Annotated in this window: 15 protein-coding genes and 1 pseudogene; 12 read left to right on the top strand and 4 right to left on the bottom strand. The window is 72.9% G+C overall.

What is annotated here, in order from left to right; all coding sequences use genetic code 11:
• Window positions 1-121: 121 nt before the first annotated feature.
• From bioB to ACF1BN_RS24435, 7 genes are all read left to right on the top strand, one after another.
• On the top strand, window positions 122-1,414 hold the full coding sequence (gene bioB / locus ACF1BN_RS24465; protein ID WP_392333728.1) for a biotin synthase BioB: 1,293 nt from the start codon (window positions 122-124) through the stop codon (window positions 1,412-1,414).
• Between the two features lie 9 nt (window positions 1,415-1,423).
• Window positions 1,424-2,704 carry an adenosylmethionine--8-amino-7-oxononanoate transaminase gene (locus tag ACF1BN_RS24460; RefSeq protein ID WP_392333727.1) on the top strand — a complete coding sequence of 427 codons (1,281 nt, stop codon included), beginning with the start codon at window positions 1,424-1,426 and terminating at the stop codon, window positions 2,702-2,704.
• A gap of 71 nt (window positions 2,705-2,775) precedes the next feature.
• Window positions 2,776-3,492 (top strand): dethiobiotin synthase, encoded by a 717-nt coding sequence (gene bioD, locus ACF1BN_RS24455; protein WP_392333726.1) that lies wholly within the window; start codon window positions 2,776-2,778, stop codon window positions 3,490-3,492.
• 153 nt (window positions 3,493-3,645) lie between these two features.
• A complete protein-coding gene (locus tag ACF1BN_RS24450; protein WP_392333725.1) occupies window positions 3,646-3,990 on the top strand; it encodes a VOC family protein in 345 nt (114 codons plus the stop codon).
• Window positions 3,991-4,150: 160 nt separating this feature from the next.
• A complete protein-coding gene (locus ACF1BN_RS24445) occupies window positions 4,151-4,582 on the top strand; it encodes a GNAT family N-acetyltransferase (RefSeq protein ID WP_392333724.1) in 432 nt (143 codons plus the stop codon).
• Between the two features lie 209 nt (window positions 4,583-4,791).
• The gene (locus ACF1BN_RS24440) at window positions 4,792-6,132 is read left to right on the top strand and encodes a hemolysin family protein (protein WP_392333723.1); all 1,341 of its coding nucleotides are present in this window, start codon (window positions 4,792-4,794) and stop codon (window positions 6,130-6,132) included.
• A complete protein-coding gene (locus ACF1BN_RS24435; protein WP_392333722.1) occupies window positions 6,129-7,148 on the top strand; it encodes a hemolysin family protein in 1,020 nt (339 codons plus the stop codon). Before ACF1BN_RS24440 ends, ACF1BN_RS24435 begins: the two co-directional genes overlap by 4 nt.
• Before the next feature lie 219 nt (window positions 7,149-7,367).
• Here the strand turns inward: ACF1BN_RS24435 and ACF1BN_RS24430 are convergent, their stop codons facing one another.
• Window positions 7,368-8,387: a maleylpyruvate isomerase N-terminal domain-containing protein gene (locus ACF1BN_RS24430; protein ID WP_392333721.1), complete on the bottom strand. Its 1,020-nt coding sequence runs from the start codon at window positions 8,385-8,387 to the stop codon at window positions 7,368-7,370.
• Between the two features lie 64 nt (window positions 8,388-8,451).
• Here ACF1BN_RS24430 and ACF1BN_RS24425 point away from each other — a divergent pair, with 64 nt between their 5' ends.
• The 3 genes from ACF1BN_RS24425 to mug all read left to right on the top strand — a co-directional run bounded on the left by ACF1BN_RS24425 (window position 8,452) and on the right by mug (window position 11,366).
• Entirely contained in the window at window positions 8,452-9,234 is a 783-nt protein-coding gene (locus ACF1BN_RS24425) for an SGNH/GDSL hydrolase family protein (RefSeq protein WP_392333720.1), read from the top strand.
• 99 nt (window positions 9,235-9,333) lie between these two features.
• Window positions 9,334-10,776, top strand: a complete 1,443-nt coding sequence (gene purB, locus ACF1BN_RS24420; RefSeq protein ID WP_392333719.1) for an adenylosuccinate lyase — start codon at window positions 9,334-9,336, stop codon at window positions 10,774-10,776.
• Between the two features lie 62 nt (window positions 10,777-10,838).
• Window positions 10,839-11,366, top strand: coding sequence for a G/U mismatch-specific DNA glycosylase (gene mug / locus ACF1BN_RS24415; RefSeq protein ID WP_392333718.1), 528 nt, complete (start codon window positions 10,839-10,841; stop codon window positions 11,364-11,366).
• Window positions 11,367-11,463: 97 nt separating this feature from the next.
• On the opposite strand, the gene ACF1BN_RS24410 is transcribed toward mug, so the two are convergent.
• The gene (locus ACF1BN_RS24410; protein ID WP_392333717.1) at window positions 11,464-11,898 is read right to left on the bottom strand and encodes a hypothetical protein; all 435 of its coding nucleotides are present in this window, start codon (window positions 11,896-11,898) and stop codon (window positions 11,464-11,466) included.
• Window positions 11,899-12,127: 229 nt separating this feature from the next.
• On the opposite strand from ACF1BN_RS24410, the gene ACF1BN_RS24405 reads away from it, so the two are divergent.
• Window positions 12,128-13,285: an ROK family transcriptional regulator gene (locus ACF1BN_RS24405; protein ID WP_392333716.1), complete on the top strand. Its 1,158-nt coding sequence runs from the start codon at window positions 12,128-12,130 to the stop codon at window positions 13,283-13,285.
• 256 nt (window positions 13,286-13,541) lie between these two features.
• Here the strand turns inward: ACF1BN_RS24405 and ACF1BN_RS24400 are convergent, their stop codons facing one another.
• Entirely contained in the window at window positions 13,542-14,282 is a 741-nt protein-coding gene (locus tag ACF1BN_RS24400; protein ID WP_392333715.1) for a GntR family transcriptional regulator, read from the bottom strand.
• Window positions 14,283-14,728: 446 nt separating this feature from the next.
• Here ACF1BN_RS24400 and ACF1BN_RS24395 point away from each other — a divergent pair, with 446 nt between their 5' ends.
• Window positions 14,729-15,565 (top strand): alpha/beta fold hydrolase, encoded by an 837-nt coding sequence (locus tag ACF1BN_RS24395; protein WP_392333714.1) that lies wholly within the window; start codon window positions 14,729-14,731, stop codon window positions 15,563-15,565.
• Between the two features lie 51 nt (window positions 15,566-15,616).
• Here the strand turns inward: ACF1BN_RS24395 and ACF1BN_RS24390 are convergent.
• Window positions 15,617-16,453: pseudogene (locus tag ACF1BN_RS24390) on the bottom strand (DMT family transporter); the annotation flags it as partial.
• Window positions 16,454-16,456 lie beyond the last annotated feature (3 nt).

The raw sequence follows: 16,456 nt of genomic DNA, 5'->3' as shown, positions 1-16,456 counted from the left end.
CGCACAGACCCTAACGGCAGCGGGCCGAGGTCGGGATGTGGTCATACACACACCTCGATCGGAGTCGTTTGTTCAGATCCTCCTTGGCCGGGGGGTGTGCCGTAGGCAAGGATCAGCGCTTATGGACCTGCTGAACACGCTGGTGGAGAAGGGGCTGCGGCGCGAGTCGCCGACCCGTGAAGAAGCGCTCGCCGTCCTGGCGACCTCCGACGACGACCTGCTCGATGTGGTGGCGGCGGCCGGCAAGGTGCGCCGTCAGTGGTTCGGGCGGCGGGTGAAGCTGAACTACCTGGTCAACCTGAAGTCGGGGCTGTGCCCCGAGGACTGCTCGTACTGTTCGCAGCGGCTCGGTTCGAAGGCCGACATCCTCAAGTACACCTGGCTGAAGCCGGACGAGGCGTCCGAGGCGGCCGCGGCCGGTATCGCCGGTGGCGCCAAGCGGGTCTGCCTGGTGGCGAGCGGCCGCGGTCCGACGGACCGGGACGTCGAGCGGGTCGGCAGGACCATCGAGGCGATCAAGGAGCAGAACGAGGGCGTCGAGGTGTGCGCCTGCCTCGGTCTGCTCTCCGACGGCCAGGCCGAGCGGCTGAAGACGGCCGGCGCCGACGCGTACAACCACAACCTCAACACCTCCGAGGGCACCTACGGCGAGATCACCACCACCCACACCTACGCGGACCGGGTGGACACCGTGCAGAAGGCGCACGCGGCGGGCCTCTCGGCCTGCTCGGGCCTGATCGCCGGCATGGGTGAGACCGACGGGGACCTGGTGGACGTGGTCTTCGCGCTGCGCGAGCTGGACTCGGACTCGGTGCCGGTCAACTTCCTCATCCCCTTCGAGGGGACGCCGCTGGCGAAGGAGTGGAACCTCAGCCCCCAGCGCTGCCTGCGGATCCTCGCCATGGTCCGCTTCGTCTGCCCCGACGTGGAGGTGCGGATCGCGGGCGGCCGCGAGGTCCACCTGCGGTCGATGCAGCCGCTGGCGCTGAACATCGCCAACTCGATCTTCCTCGGCGACTACCTCACCAGCGAGGGCCAGGCCGGCCAGGCCGACCTCGACATGATCGCGGACGCCGGCTTCGAGGTGGAGGGCGCGGGGACGACCACGCTGCCCGCCCACCGCGCCGACGCGCTCGCGGCGGCCGGTGCGCCGGCGTCGGCGGGCGGCTGCGGCTCGCACGCGTCGGCCGGCGGCTGCGGTTCCGGGTCCGCGGGCGGCTGCGGTTCGCACGCGGAGGCGGGCGCGGACGCGACGGCCGGTGCGAGTGGCGGTTGCGGTCCGTGCGGCGGTGGCCACGCGGCACCCCCGGCCGAGGCTCCGGTCACGGTGCCCGCCGGTGCCTCGGAGGCCAGGACCGATCTGGTGGCGGTGCGCCGTCGCGGGGCCGGTACGGACCTCGCGCCGAACGCGTAACGGGTGACGATGCGCAACGACGAACTCCTCGCCCTCGACCGGGCGCACGTGTGGCATCCGTACGGCCCCATGCCGGGTCGTACGGATCCCCTGGTGGTGTCATCCGCGTCCGGTGTGCGTCTGCACCTCGCCGAGCCGGCCGAGGGACGGACCGAGCTGATCGACGGCATGTCCTCGTGGTGGTCGGCTGTGCACGGCTACAACCACCCGGTGCTGAACGAGGCCGCGCGCGGTCAGCTCGACAAGATGAGCCACGTGATGTTCGGCGGCCTCACGCACGAGCCGGCGGTACGTCTCGCCGCCCGGCTCGTCGAGATCACGCCGGAGCCGCTGCGTCACGTCTTCCTCAGCGACTCCGGCTCCGTCGCGGTCGAGGTCGCGGTCAAGATGTGCCTCCAGTACTGGCGTTCGCTCGGCCGACCCGCCAAGCGGCGGCTGCTGACCTGGCGCGGCGGCTACCACGGCGACACCTGGCAGCCGATGTCGGTGTGCGATCCCGAGGGCGGCATGCACCAGCTGTGGTCCGGCGTGCTCCAGCAGCAGGTCTTCGTCGACGCGCCGCCGACCGCGTACGAGGAGTCGTACGCCCGACTGCTCCGCGACACGATCGCGCGGCACGCGGACGAGCTGGCCGCGGTGATCGTGGAGCCGGTGGTGCAGGGCGCGGGCGGCATGCGCTTCCACGACCCCGCCTACCTGCGGGTGCTGCGCGAGGCGTGCGACGCGCACGACGTGCTGCTCGTCTTCGACGAGATCGCCACGGGCTTCGGCCGCACGGGCACGCTCTTCGCCGCGGACCAGGCCAGGGTCTCCCCCGATGTGATGTGTCTGGGGAAGGCGTTGACGGGTGGCTATCTGTCGATGGCGGCGACCTTGTGCACCGGCACAGTGGCCGACGGCATCTCCCAGGGCGAGGTGCCGGTGCTCGCGCACGGGCCGACGTTCATGGGCAACCCGCTGGCCTCGGCCGTCGCCTGCGCCTCGATCGACCTGCTGCTCTCCCGGGACTGGGCGCGGGAGGTCAAGCGGATCGAGAGCGGTTTGTGCGACGGCCTCGCCGGCACCGAGGACGTCCCGGGCGTCCGCGACGTGCGGGTGCTCGGCGCGATCGGCGTCGTCCAGCTCGACCACGAGGTCGACATGGCGGCGGCGACCCGGGCGGCCGTCCGGGAGGGTGTCTGGCTGCGCCCGTTCCGGGACCTCATCTACACGATGCCGCCGTACGTGACGGACGACGCCGACCTGGCGCGGATCTGCACGGCGGTGCGCGCCGCGGCGACCGCGGGCTGATTCCGCCCCTGCGGCGGCGTCCGGTCGGTCTCGTCCGGACGCCGCCGCTCGGGCGCAGAGAAAGGAACACCATGAACATCGTCGTCGTCAGCGGGACGGGGACGGAGATCGGCAAGACCGTCGTCACGGCGGCGGTCGCGGCCGCGGCGGTGGCCGCCGGACGGACGGTCGCGATCCTCAAGCCCGCCCAGACCGGGCTGGCGCCCGAGGAGCGCGGCGACGCCGACGAGGTGGTACGGCTCTCGGGCGCGAAGGCCTCCGCCGAGCTCGCCCGCTACCCCGAGCCGCTCGCCCCGGCCACCGCCGCCCGGCGCGCCGGCATGGCCCCGGTCGGGCCCGCTCAGGTCGCGGAGGCGGCTCAGGCTCTCGCCGAGGAGCACGACCTGGTGCTCGTCGAGGGCGCGGGCGGGCTGCTCGTCCGCTTCGACGAGGACGGCGGCACGCTCGCCGACGCCGCCAGGCTGCTCGGCGCGCCCGTCCTCGTGGTCGCGCCGGCCGGACTGGGGACGCTGAACTCGACCGCTCTGACGGCGGAGGCGCTGCGGGCGCGCGGGATCGAACAGCTCGGCGTGGTCGTCGGCAGCTGGCCGGCGGCGCCGGACCTCGCGGCGCTGTGCAATCTGGCCGATCTGCCGGAGTCGACCGGCGCACCCCTGCTCGGGGCCGTGCCTGAGGGCTCCGGCGCGCTGGATCCGGTGGCCTTCCGCGCGGCGGCGGGCGGCTGGCTCGCCCCCGCCCTCGGCGGCACGTGGGACGCGGAAGCGTTCGCGCGCGCAGCCGGAGCCTGAGCCGCCGACCGCCGCAGACCGCTGCCGCCGGCCGTCAGGCACCGGCCGTCAGGCGTCAGGCGTCAGGCGTCAGGCGTCAGGCGTCAGGCCGGAGTGTCACGTTCCGAAGTCCCGAATCCTCCCGCGCATCCCCTCCCTCCGTAGAGTGAGGGGATGCGCGCACAGGTGCAGGAACTCGTCTTCGACTGCGGTGACCCGGCCGCGCTGGTCCGTTTCTGGGCGGGGCTCCTCGGCGGGGAGCCCGTCGACCGGAGCGCCGACTGGTCGTACGTGGACCCGCCGGGGTTCGTCCGCGTCGCGTTCCAGCGCGTTCCTGAGGGCAAGGCGGCGAAGAACCGGCTCCACCTCGACCTGGAGGTTCCCGACCCGGGGGCGGCGGCCGACGTGTGGTCGCCGCGCGGCGCAGTCCGCGTCGGCGGGCTCGTCACCGACGCACAGGGGTCCTTCCAGGTGATGCGGGATCCGGAGGGCAACGAGTTCTGCTTCGTCACCGGGTGACGGCCGTGTCCGTGACTGCCGCGTCCGCGGCGACGTGTCCGTGGCGGCGTGTTCGTGACGGCGTGTTTCGTGACGGCCGCGTCCGTGACGGCGCCTGCCACGGTTGCCCACGGTGCGGAACGTGCTGGCGACGCACGTACACGCGTGATGGGATCGATCCATGATCGAGACACCGATACGGATCCGTACCGCCGCGCCCTCCGACGCGGAGCGCGTGCTCGCCTTCTGGCGGGAGTCCGCCGAGGGCACGTCCATCTCCGACGACGCCGATGGGGTGCGACGGCTCCTCGCCCGCGACCCCGAGGCCCTGATTCTCGCCGTGGACGGCGACCGGATCGTCGGCTCCGTGATCGCCGGCTGGGACGGCTGGCGCGCCTCGCTCTACCGGCTCGCGGTGCTCCCGTCGTACCGCAGGCGCGGGCTTTCCAAGGCCCTGCTGAAGGCCTCGGAGGATCGTTTCGCCGCCCTCGGCGGGCGCCGCGTGGACGCGATGGTCCTGGAAGCGAACGAGCGGGCGCATCATGCTTGGGGCGCGGCGGGGTATGAGCGCCAGGACCAGTGGCGTCGCTGGGTGAAGCCCTTCGCGGGGTGATCAGCGAGCCGTTTTGCCGATCCTTTACCATGGGATCTCCTTCAGACCACCTCTTTTGCCAAGACGACCGAAAGGTGTGAACGTCCGCCCATGGGCGAGCCTCCCAGTAGCACTGGTGCCTCTCTCACCGAAAGCACCGGTTCCGATTCCGGCGACCGACATCGCGCGCTCCGCATCCCACTGACTGATCATGGGACGGAGGTGAACCGATGACCGAAGTGCTTCTGCTCCTGGTGGCCCTCCTGCTCTCGCTCGCGTGCGGCGCGTTCGTGGCGGCGGAGTTCTCGTTGACCACCGTCGAACGGGGCGAGCTCGAAGCGGCCGTCGAGCGCGGAGAGCGCGGCGCGGCCGGCGCCCTCAAGGCGGTCAAGTCGCTCACCTTCCAGCTCTCCGGAGCGCAGCTCGGCATCACCGTCACCAACCTGGTCGTCGGCATGCTCTCCGAGCCCTCCATCTCCAAGCTGATCCAGGGACCGGTCGAGGCACTCGGCCTCTCTCCGACGGTGGCCTCATCGGTCGCTCTCGTCCTGGGCACCGCCGTGTCCACCGTGGTCCTCATGGTGGTCGGCGAGCTGGTCCCCAAGAACTGGGCGATTTCCTCGCCCCTCGCCGTCGCGAAGGTCGTGGCGACGCCCCAGCGCGTGTTCACGGCCGCGTTCAAGCCGCTGATCAGTCACCTCAACAACACCGCCAACCGGATCCTGCGCCGCCTGGGCATGGAGCCCGCGGAGGAGCTGGCGTCCGCGCGTTCGCCTCAGGAGCTGGTGGCGCTCGCACGCCACTCCGCGAAGGAGGGCGCCCTGGAGGCGGACACGGCGGAACTGTTCGTTCGCACACTCAACCTCGCGGAGCTCACCGCCGAGAACGTGATGACGCCGCGCGTCCAGGTGACCGCCCTGGAGGTGCAGGCCACCGCCGAGGACGTCGCGAACGCCACGCGCGCCACCGGCCTCTCGCGCTTCCCCGTCTACCGGGGCAACCTCGACACGGTCGTGGGCATCGCGCACATCAAGGACGTGCTCGCCATACCCGCCGAGGCGCGGCGGCTGCGCCGCGTCGGCGACATCGCGCGCGAGCCGCTGCTCGTGCCCGAGACGCTGACGGTGGACAAGCTGCTCGACCGGCTCTCCGGCAAGCAGACGATGGCCGTCGTCATCGACGAGTACGGCGGCACCGCCGGCGTCGCGACCCTGGAGGACATCGTCGAGGAGGTCGTCGGCGAGGTACGCGACGAGCACGACCCGCACGAGACCCCCGACCTGGCGCACGCGGGCGAGGACGAGGACGGCCGCGTGCTGTGGTCGGCCGACGGAGCCGCTCGTACCGACCAGTTGGAACGCATCGGTCTGAAGGTGCCGGACGGGCCGTACGAGACCCTCGCGGGTGTGCTCGCGACGGATCTCGGCCGGATCCCGGCCGTCGGCGACAGCGTGGAACTGGGCGGCTGGCGCCTCGACGTCGTCGACGCCTCCGGGCGCCGCGCCGCGCGCGTGCTGATGCACGCGCCGCTCCCCCAGGACGAGGACGAGACCGGGGAGGCGCACCGATGATCGCGATCCAGTTGCTGATCGGCCTGCTGACGCTGGTCGTGAACGCCTTCTTCGTAGGCGCGGAGTTCGCGCTGATCTCGGTCCGGCGCAGCCAGATCGAGCCGCTCGCCGAGGCCGGCGACCGGCGGGCCCGCAGCGTCGTGTGGGGCCTGGAGCACGTCTCCGCGCTCCTCGCGGCGGCGCAGCTCGGCATCACGCTGTGCACCCTGGTGCTCGGCATCGTGGCCGAGCCCGCCATCGCGCACCTGCTGGAGCCGGTCTTCGACGCCGTCGGCGTGCCGCACGGCCTGGTCCATCCGATCTCGTTCGTGATCGCGCTGACCGTGGCCACCTATCTGCACATGCTGCTCGGCGAGATGGTCCCGAAGAACATCGCGCTCGCCGAGCCGACGAAGAGCGCGCTGGCCCTCGGCCCGCCGCTGGTGGCCCTGGCCCGCGCGCTGCGGCCGGTCATCTTTACCATCAACGCCTTCGCCAACGCGCTGCTGAAGCTGCTGCGGGTGGAGACGAAGGACGAGGTGTCGGCGACGTTCTCGGACGACGAGCTGGCGCGCATGGTCACCGACGCGAGCGACGCCGGTCTCCTGGACGACCGCGCGACCGAGCGTCTGCACGACGCCCTGGAGCTTGGCCGCCGCCCGGTGCGGGATGTGGTCATGCCGGTGGAGAAGGTGATGTTCGCGCAGGTGGGCACCACTCCGGAGGAGCTGGAGGCGCTGTCCGCGGTGTCGGGCTTCTCCCGCTTCCCCGTGGTGGACTCCGACCGCCGGATCCTGGGCTACCTCCATGTGAAGGACGCCCTGGACGTCACCCCGCGCGACCTTCCGTTCCCGGTGTCGGCGCTGCGGCCGATCGCCCGGGTGCGGGCGGCGACGCCGATGGACGACGTGCTGACGGCGATGCGCCGCAGCCGTACGCATCTGGCCGCCGTGCTCGACGAGGACGGCAAACCGGCCGGCCTGGTGACGATGGAGGACGTCCTCCGCGAGCTGGTGGGGCGCCCGGCGGCGCCGTGACGGCGCGGTGGGCGAACGCACAAGGAAGGGCCCCGGGATCTCGGATCCCGGGGCCCTTCCCGCTGTCGTGGGCGCGGGACGGCGTGGCCGCGTTTCTGCGACGGGTGACGCCGTGCGTCCGGGCGTGGCCGCGTTTCGGCGACGGGTGACGCCGTGCGTCCGGTTGACGCGCGCGGCGCCGCCTCGGCCCGGTGTCGCCTGGCCGTTCCGTGCGCGGTGTCAGAGCGCGCCGGCCGCGAGCCAGTCGTCGAGGAGGTCGCGATCGCCGGTGAGGGTGAAGCGGGGGTCGTCGGCGGCGTACCGGCGGTGCATCAGGAGGAGGAGTTCGCCCGCGTCCGCCGTCACGCTCGCGGTCGGTTCGGCGCCGCCGCTCCCCCGGCTCCAGCCGAAGCCTCCTCCGCCGAGGACGAGCGTCCAGACGGCGCCGCTGTCGCGCGCGGCCAGGCGCAGGACCGCGCCGTCGCGGTCGAGGTGGGCGAGCGGTTCGGCGATCCACGGCACGTAGGGGGCCGTGGTGAGGAAGTGGTCGAGCGCGTCGGCGGCCGTACGGGGGTCGAGCGGCCGGGCCGCACCGGTGAGCGCGATCTCGGCGTCGGCGAGGTGGACGGCCGTCTCGGCGAGGACGTGGCGCGGATAGTGGCGTACGGACGGGTCGGCGCCCGGCGACCACACCGGCGCGTCCGGGTCGGCGGCGCGCGCCGCGGCGGCGAACCCCTCCGCGCGGGCGGTGAACCAGCCGGGGTACGCGGACGGGTCGGCCGGCGGGTCGAGGGCCAGGTCGCCGGCGCGGACGCGGGTGGCGGGGCGCGCGGTCACGAGGTGCGAGGCCCAACCGTGGACGGTACCCAGGTGGCGGGTGAGGTCGGCGAGCGTCCAGCCGGGGCAGGTCGGCACGGGCGTCGTGGGATCGGCGTCCCTGACAGTCTCCGCGTAGCGGCGCGCCCGCTCGGCGACGGCCTCGACGGCGGCGAGGTGGGCGTCCTCGGTGAGCCCGAGGCCGGCGGGGACCTTGAGCAGCTCGTCGCGCCGGGGGCCCGGCGGCTGCCGCAGCGCGGCGGCCCGGAGGAGGCCCTCGAGCCTGCTCCGGTCGGCCGGGCCGAGTCCGCCGAGCGTGCGGGCGGTGCCCTCCAGCCACGTCACGGACGTGCCGGGGGCGAGGGTGTCCTCGTCGCTGGTCTCGACCGCGGTCACCAGCCCGGCCAGCGCCTCGGCCAAGGCGTTCAGGAGCGCGTCGCTCATCGGGTTTCCCCTCCCGGGTTCTCCACGGCACTCACGCATACCGCACGGTATGATCGGCTCCGCCATGGAGATCAATGCCACGTACAACAGTCTCGTCGCCGTCGGGGACAGCTTCACCGAGGGTATGTCGGACCTGAGGCCCGACGGGTCCTACCGCGGTTGGGCGGACGTCCTCGCGGGCCGGTTCGCGGCCCGCGCGCCGGGCTTCCGTTACGCGAACCTCGCCGTCCGGGGGAAGCTCATCGGACAGATCGTCGAGGAGCAAGTGCCCCTGGCCGCCGAGATGAAGGCCGATGTGGTCACCCTCGTCGGCGGCCTCAACGACACACTCCGGCCCAAGGTCGACATGGTCCGCGTGAAGGACCTCCTGACCCAGGCCGTGGAACACCTCACACCTTCCTGCGGGCAGCTCGTCCTGATGCGGAGCCCCGGCCGGAACGGTCCGGTGCTGGATCGTTTCCGCCCCCGGATGGAGGAGCTCTTCGCCCACGTCGACGAGCTCGCCGCCCGGCACGGCGCCCTCGTCGTCGACCTGTACGGCGCACCCGTCCTGGCCGACCCCCGCATCTGGGACGTGGACCGGCTGCACCTCACAGCCGACGGCCACCGACGGGTGGCCGAGGCCGTGTGGCAGACCCTGGGTCTCACCGCCGAGGACGACTGGCGGACTCCGCTCCCCGCCTCGGTACGGCCCGGCTGGGTGGCGCGCCGCACCGAGGACGCCCGGTTCGCCAGGCAGCACCTCGGCCCGTGGATCGGTCGCCGGCTCACCGGGCGCTCGTCCGGCGACGGGCGCCCGCCGAAGCGCCCCGAGCTGCTGCCGTACGAGACCCGGTCCGAGGGCTGAGATCGGCGCCACCGCAGGACGCGTGAGCTGCGTCTCGTAGCAAGCTCCAGCCAGGACCACGGCGCTGGCCTGCAGAAATCACCAGTAAACTCTGGACCCGTGACTGCTGCGACTGTGAAGCCCCGTATCCCCAACGTCCTGGCCGGCCGCTACGCCTCCGCGGAGCTCGCCGTCCTCTGGTCCCCCGAGCAGAAGGTGAAGCTGGAGCGGCAGCTGTGGCTCGCCGTGCTGCGTGCCCAGAAGGACCTCGGGATCGAGGTTCCGGACGCGGCTATCGCCGACTACGAGCGCGTCCTCGACCAGGTCGACCTCGGCTCCATCGCCGAGCGCGAGAAGGTCACCCGGCACGACGTGAAGGCCCGCATCGAGGAGTTCAACGCCCTCGCCGGCCACGAGCACGTGCACAAGGGCATGACCTCGCGCGACCTCACGGAGAACGTCGAGCAGCTCCAGATCCGCCTCTCCCTGGAGCTGGTCCGGGACCGTACGGTCGCCGTCCTGGCGCGCCTCGGCAAGCTGTCCGCCGAGTACGGCGAGCTGGTCATGGCTGGGCGCTCGCACAACGTCGCCGCCCAGGCCACCACCCTCGGCAAGCGCTTCGCGACCACCGCGGACGAGCTGCTCGTGGCGTACACCCGCCTGGAGGAGCTCCTCGGCCGCTACCCGCTGCGCGGCATCAAGGGTCCCGTCGGCACCGCCCAGGACATGCTCGACCTGCTCGGTGGCGACGCCGCCAAGCTCGCGGAGCTGGAGCAGCGGATCGCCGGCCACCTCGGCTTCGCGCACGCCTTCACCTCGGTCGGCCAGGTCTACCCGCGCTCGCTCGACTACGACGTGGTCACCGCGCTGGTGCAGCTCGCCGCCGGCCCGTCCTCGATCGCCAAGACGATCCGCCTGATGGCCGGCCACGAGCTCGTCACCGAGGGCTTCAAGCCCGGTCAGGTCGGCTCCTCCGCGATGCCGCACAAGATGAACACCCGCTCCTGCGAGCGCGTCAACGGCCTCATGGTCATCCTCCGCGGCTACGCGTCGATGACCGGCGAGCTGGCCGGCGACCAGTGGAACGAGGGCGACGTGTCCTGCTCCGTGGTCCGCCGCGTGGCCCTGCCGGACGCGTTCTTCGCGCTCGACGGCCTGCTGGAGACCTTCCTCACCGTGCTCGACGAGTTCGGCGCCTTCCCGGCCGTCGTCGCCCGCGAGCTCGACCGCTACCTCCCCTTCCTCGCGACCACCAAGGTCCTCATGGCCTCGGTCCGCGCCGGCGTGGGCCGCGAGCTCGCCCACGAGGCGATCAAGGAGAACGCGGTCGCCTCCGCCCTCGCCATGCGTGAGCAGGGCGTCGAGCGCAACGAGCTGCTCGACAAGCTCGCCGCCGACGACCGCATCCCGCTCGACCGCGCGCAGCTCGACGAGCTGATGGCGGACAAGCTCTCCTTCACCGGCGCCGCCGCCGATCAGGTCGCCACCGTGGTGTCCCGGATCGAGGAGCTCGTCAAGCAGCACCCGGAGGCCGCCGCCTACGCCCCCGGGGCGATCCTCTGACCCGGACCCGCCGGTTCACCCGTGAGGAACTGGAGGCCGCCCGCGACCGCGTCGTCCCCGACGTGGCCGAGGGCGGCCTCGCCGTTCTGTTCTGCGGCATCAACCCGGGCCTGATGACCGCCGCGACCGGCCACCACTTCGCCCGTCCCGGCAACCGCTTCTGGCCGGTGCTCCACCTCTCCGGCTTCACCCCGCGCCTGCTGCGCCCCGACGAGCAGGACGAGCTGCTCTCGTACGGCCTCGGCATCACGAACGTCGCCGCCCGGCCGACCGCGCGCGCCGACGAGCTGAGCCGCGAGGAGTACGTCGAGGGCGGCCGCATCCTCACCGCGAAGGTCCTGCGCCTGAAGCCTCGCTGGCTCGCGGTCGTCGGCGTGACCGCGTACCGCACGGCCTTCGCCGAACCGAAGGCCGCGATCGGCCCGCAGGAACGGACGATCGGCACGACCCGGATCTGGGCGCTGCCCAACCCGAGCGGGCTCAACGCCCACTGGACCGCGGAGACGATGGCGCAGGAGTACGCCCGCCTGCGGGAGGCCGCCGAACTGCCGTCCGCGCAGCCGCTGCGTGACCCGAAGCCGGGTGAGTGACCCGAGCCGGGTACGTAACCGAGCCGAGGCTCCGGCCGTCGGCCCCAGGCCTCAGGTCTCAGGTACGGCTACGGCTACGGCTACGGCACGGCTACGGCTACGGCGGATCCACGTCCGTGACGACGGCGAGGAGCTGGAACGGCAGCTCCTCGCCCCACTGCGAGACGCCAAGTGCTATCCATCTGGCGTCCACACGCCAGAGCATGAGGTCCTGCACGTGCGCGGACAGGTCGGACCAGGGTTCCGGCAGGCGCTCCCCCGCAGCGCAGCGATCCCGCAGCGACCACAGGCTCATCCGGTCCGGTTCGCCCCAGCGTGCGGCGAGCACGGCGGCCAGCCCGTCCCGCTCGGCTTCGTACTGCTCCCCGACGACCTCCCGGAGGCTCCCGTCCTCCCAGAACTCCTCGCTGGTGGCGAGCGCGGCGACATGGAAACCGGGCCCGCTGTCGACGTGGCCGGAACGCTCCGGCACGGCCGGGAACGCCCTCGACCGTAGTAAGTCGAGGTCCGACAGAAGGCGTGTCGTGGTCATGTGCCCAGTAAACCGTCCGGCACTGACAGTTGGCGCCGCGTCAGTCCGGCTCGACCGGAGCAGGCCTCTCGGCCGGCCACCGGTCCCGGAGTCGGGGAGAGTGACGGGAAGGGCCTCCGCGGGTCTCGGGGCGGACACGGCGCGGACACGTCCCGGGGGCGGCCCTCGCCGCTTCCGGAACCATTGAGTACCATCCGCCTGAGACGGGCACGAGCTGGGAGGACACACGGTGGGGCGGCTGACCGGCGGGGATCCGTCTCTACTGCGGCGGATCAATTCCGCGGTGGTACTCCATGCGCTGCGTGGCTCAGACGCGCGGACGCTCACCGATCTGACCCGGATCACGGGCCTGTCCCGGCCGACCGTCGAGGGCGTCGTCGAAGGACTCATCGAAGGCGGTCTCGTCGTCGAGACCGCACCCGAGGAGGGTGAGGCCCGGCGCCAGGGCCGTCCCGCCCGACGCTTCCGCTTCCGCGCCGAGGCCGGCCATCTGCTCGGGATCGAGATCGGGCCGCACCGCGTCGCGGCCCTCCTCTCCGGCCTCGACGGCCGGATCATCAGCGCCGGCGCGCGCGAGGTGTCGGAGACGGCACCCGAGGACGAGCGCCTCGACAAGGTGCGTACGGTCGTCGCCGACGTCCTGCGGCGGGCCGGCGTGCCCCGGTCGAACCTGCGGGCCGTCGGTGTCGGCACCCCCGGCATCGTGGAGGCCGACGGCACGGTACGACTCGGCACCGCGCTGCCCGGCTGGACGGGCCTGGCGCTCGGCGAGCGGCTGCGCCGCTCCTTCCGCTGCCCGGTGATCGTGGAGAACGACGCGAACGCGGCCGCTGTCGCCGAGCACTGGAAGGGTGCCGCGACCGACTCCGACGACATCGTGTTCGTCCTCGCCGGTCTGAGCCCCGGGGCGGGTTCGCTGATCGGCGGCCGGCTGCACCGCGGTTACGGCGGCGCGGCGGGCGAGATCGGCGCGCTGCATCTGCTGGGGCGCGGAGTGACCCCGGAGCACCTTCTGTCGACGACCGACGAACCGCTGCATCCGCTCGACGAGCAGGCGGTGGCGGAGGTCTTCGCGTTGGCGAGGAAGGGTGACGCGCGGGCAGAGGCGGCGGTGGAGCGGTTCATCCAGCGCCTGGTGCACGACGTCGGCGCGCTCGTCCTGGCGCTCGATCCCGAACTGGTGGTGGTCGGCGGCTGGGCGGCCGGCCTGGACGGGGTGCTGCAGCCGCTCCGCGAGGAGCTGGCGCGGTTCTGCCTCCGCCCCCCGCGCGTGGTGCTCTCGCTTCTCGGCGAGGCCGCCGTCGGCACGGGTGCGCTGCGGCTCGCCCTCGACCACGTCGAGGAGCAGCTGTTCGCGGTCGAGGGCAGCGTGACGGCCCGACGCTAGAGCGCCCCGCGCCGACCCCCGAGGCGCTGGACCTCCCGGCGCCGGTCTCCCAGGCGCTGGACCGCGCGGGGGCGCTGGACCGCCAGGCGCCGGACCGTCCGGGCGCGAGCCGGCGTGCGGCGACCGTCGGTGTCGGAATCGGGTGATGGGTGAAAGGACGAGGACCCGACCTGGGTAGGTCGGGTCCTCGCGTTCGTCGAGCCTCACCGCGACGGGCTCCGAGAGCCGGTCGCGGCGAGTGGGTGGTGCGGTGGCGTCAGGACGCCATGGCCAGGTCGACGGAGTCGCCGAAGGTGAGGCGGCAGGTGTCGGCGCGGTACGTGGCGACGGAGACGGCCGCGGTACGGCCGCCGGAGAGGTAGCGGGTCGTCACGACCAGGACCGGCGAACCCGGCAGGCGGTCCAGTTCCTTGGCGTCCTCCGCGCGCGCGGAGCCCAGTTCCACCGAACGGTCCTGGCCGTCGAGGGCCAGCTGCTGGAGCTCGCGCAGCACGGCACGCGCACGCGTGGGCCCGGCGGGGGCGTCGATCGCGGCGAGTCCGGCGACCGAACCCGCGGGCACGTACAGCAGCTCCGCGGCGACGGCCTGGCCCTGGCTGAGCCGCACTCGGCGGACCAGGTGCACGTCCTCGCCGACCGGGGTGTCCAGCAGGCGCGTGACGGCGGCGGGCGCCGTGCCGAAGAGGGAGTCCTGGGCCTGCCAGGCGTCGTCACCGACACCGGGCCAGGCCTGCTGCGTGGTCGAGACGTCGACGCCGACGCGCGGGGGCGCGACCGTCGTCCCGACGCCGCGCCGGCGCTGGAGGCGTCCTTCCAGCTCCAGCTGCTCCAAGGCCTGGCGGAGCGTGGCCCGCGCGACGCCGAAGCGGGCCGCGAGCTCGCGCTCGTTGGGCAGGATCTCACCGACCGCGAAGTCGGAGTCGAGAGCTTCGCCGATCACCGTCTTGAGGTGCTGGTACTTCGGTTCCTGGACCGATTCCAGCTGCGTGGTCCCCACCCTGTCCTCCGCAATTCGCCGTGTCCCGCGGCGTTTCCGCGCCCTTGTTTATTAAAGGTTCCTGCACTAACTCTGCGACCATAAGGCGAGCCGTCACCTTGGTCAAGACCAATCCTCCGTCGAACGTCCGGAAATGTGACCCTCTGACCTTGATCGTTCACAGGACGTTCGCACCTTCGTGAGAAGCGCGCAGCCCGAAGCCCCGCCCACCGGTCCGGTGGGCGGGGCTTCGGGGGTGGGGGCGGGGCCCCGGCGATGGAGGGGCGAGATGCGGCGAGGGTGGGGTGAGGTCGCGGCCGGGGAGGAGCGCGGTCGCTGCGAGGAAAGGGTGCGGCCCTCGGGGCGGGATCCGGCGGCATCACTTTCCGCAGGACTCTTGAAGTCGCTCCTACTGGCGAGTAATTCTTGCTGACGGAACGTCTAAGAGGATGTACGAGGGAGCCTCCATGCCGGCACGTATCGCGTTCGAGTTCGAGACCCCGCTGGGTCGTCGCGCCACATCCCTGACCTACGAGCGCCGCGGCTCGGGCGCGCCACTGCTCCTCCTCCACGGCATCGGCCACCACTGGCGGGCGTGGGAGCCGGTCCTCGACGTCCTGGCCTCGGAGCGCGACGTGATCGCCGTCGATCTGCCGGGCTTCGGCGCGTCCGACGGGCTCCCGCAGGGCTGCGCCTACGACCTGACGACCGTCACACCCGTGCTGGCCGCGTTCTGCGCGGCCCTCGGCGTCGAGCGGCCGCACGTGGCCGGCAACTCGCTCGGCGGGCTGCTCGCCCTCCAGCTCGGCCGCGAGAAGGCGGTCCGCTCGGTCACGGCCCTCTCCCCCGCAGGATTCTGGACCGAGAGCGAGCGCCGGTACGCCTTCGGGACCCTGCGGGCCATGCGCGGCGCGGCCCTGTCGCTGCCCGTCCCCCTGATCGACCGCCTCGCCCGTACACCGGCCGGACGCACCGCCCTCACCAGCACCATCTACGCCCGCCCCGGCCGCCGCTCACCCGAGGCGGTCGTCGCGGAGACGCTCGCCCTGCGCGAGGCCACCGGCTTCCACCAGACCCTCGCCGCGGGCCGGACCGTCCTCTTCCGCGACGACATCCCGTCCCTGCCCGTCACCGTCGCCTGGGGCACCCGGGACCGGCTGCTGCTGCGCCGCCAGGGCGTCCGCGCCAAGCGGACCATCCCCGGCGCGCGCCTCGTGCGGCTCCCCGGCTGCGGTCACGTCCCCATGAACGACGATCCCGCGCTCGTCGCCCGCGTCATCCTCGACGGCAGCTCCGCCGAGTGAACCGGCCGTCCTCCTCCGTCGGGTGAGCAGCCCGGTGCCGAGCGCGGCCCCCGCCCCGACCAGCACCCCGCCCACGGCCTGCGGGAGACCGAAGGTCGCCTCCCCGACGGCGGCGGCGCTGAGCGCGGCCGCCACGGGGATCGCGCCGGTATAGAGCGTGGCGCGCTCCATACCGATGCGCTGAACCGCCATGTAGAAGAGGACGAAACCGACGACGGTCGCGAGCACCGTCTGCCACAGCAACGCGCCGGCCTCCACCCCGGTCGGCATGCGCACGAACGCGGAACCGTCCACGAGGAGCCCGATCAGCGTCGCCTCCACCGCGCCCACACCACAGACGGCGACGGTGAGCAGCCGGGGGCCGAGGGGCCGCAGCACGGGCACCGCGAGCACGGTGAAGCCGACCTCTCCGGCGAGCGCCGCGACCGACCAGCCGAGCCCGGCGAGGTCGGTGCGCCCCCACCCCTGCACGGTGAAGGCACCGGCGGCGACGAGCAGGGCCCCGTACAGCACGGGCCGCGCGGGCCTGCGCCCTTCGAGCAGGGGGACGAGGACGGCGACGACGATCGGGGCGCAGCCGACGACGACTCCGGGGACGGCGGGTTCGGCGGTGCGCTCGGCGGCGAGGACGGCGAGGTTGAAGCCGACCATGCCGACGCCGGCCAGGACGGCGATGCGCACCCAGGAGCCGACTCCGAGGAGCCGGAGTGGGGCGAGTCCGCCACGGCCGAGGAGCGGGAGCAGGAGCAGACAGGCGGCGCCGTAGCGGAGTGCCTGCCCACCCGCGTACGGGTAGTCGCCGAGCAGGCCGTTGGCGGTGAAGGAGGCGCCGACGAGGGCGTAGGCGAGGGTCACGAGCAGGACACCGCGCAGGGCGTTCGCGTTCATGGT

Origin of the sequence: Streptomyces sp. NPDC014861 (genome assembly GCF_043081625.1) — a bacterium.
Taxonomy (GTDB): domain Bacteria; phylum Actinomycetota; class Actinomycetes; order Streptomycetales; family Streptomycetaceae; genus Streptomyces.
Note: the sequence above shows the minus strand (reverse complement) of the source record. Positions and strands in the feature narration are given on the sequence as shown.

Excerpts from the sequence above, each read along its gene's own strand:
- bioB (WP_392333728.1), top strand. The coding sequence starts at position 122 with ATGGACCTGCTGAACACGCTGGTGGAGAAGGGGCTGCGGCGCGAGTCG.
- ACF1BN_RS24460 (WP_392333727.1), top strand. The coding sequence starts at position 1,424 with ATGCGCAACGACGAACTCCTCGCCCTCGACCGGGCGCACGTGTGGCAT.
- bioD (WP_392333726.1), top strand. The coding sequence starts at position 2,776 with ATGAACATCGTCGTCGTCAGCGGGACGGGGACGGAGATCGGCAAGACC.
- ACF1BN_RS24450 (WP_392333725.1), top strand. The coding sequence starts at position 3,646 with ATGCGCGCACAGGTGCAGGAACTCGTCTTCGACTGCGGTGACCCGGCC.
- ACF1BN_RS24445 (WP_392333724.1), top strand. The coding sequence starts at position 4,151 with ATGATCGAGACACCGATACGGATCCGTACCGCCGCGCCCTCCGACGCG.
- ACF1BN_RS24440 (WP_392333723.1), top strand. The coding sequence starts at position 4,792 with ATGACCGAAGTGCTTCTGCTCCTGGTGGCCCTCCTGCTCTCGCTCGCG.
- ACF1BN_RS24435 (WP_392333722.1), top strand. The coding sequence starts at position 6,129 with ATGATCGCGATCCAGTTGCTGATCGGCCTGCTGACGCTGGTCGTGAAC.
- ACF1BN_RS24430 (WP_392333721.1), bottom strand. The coding sequence starts at position 8,387 with ATGAGCGACGCGCTCCTGAACGCCTTGGCCGAGGCGCTGGCCGGGCTG.
- ACF1BN_RS24425 (WP_392333720.1), top strand. The coding sequence starts at position 8,452 with ATGGAGATCAATGCCACGTACAACAGTCTCGTCGCCGTCGGGGACAGC.
- ACF1BN_RS24410 (WP_392333717.1), bottom strand. The coding sequence starts at position 11,898 with ATGACCACGACACGCCTTCTGTCGGACCTCGACTTACTACGGTCGAGG.
- ACF1BN_RS24395 (WP_392333714.1), top strand. The coding sequence starts at position 14,729 with ATGCCGGCACGTATCGCGTTCGAGTTCGAGACCCCGCTGGGTCGTCGC.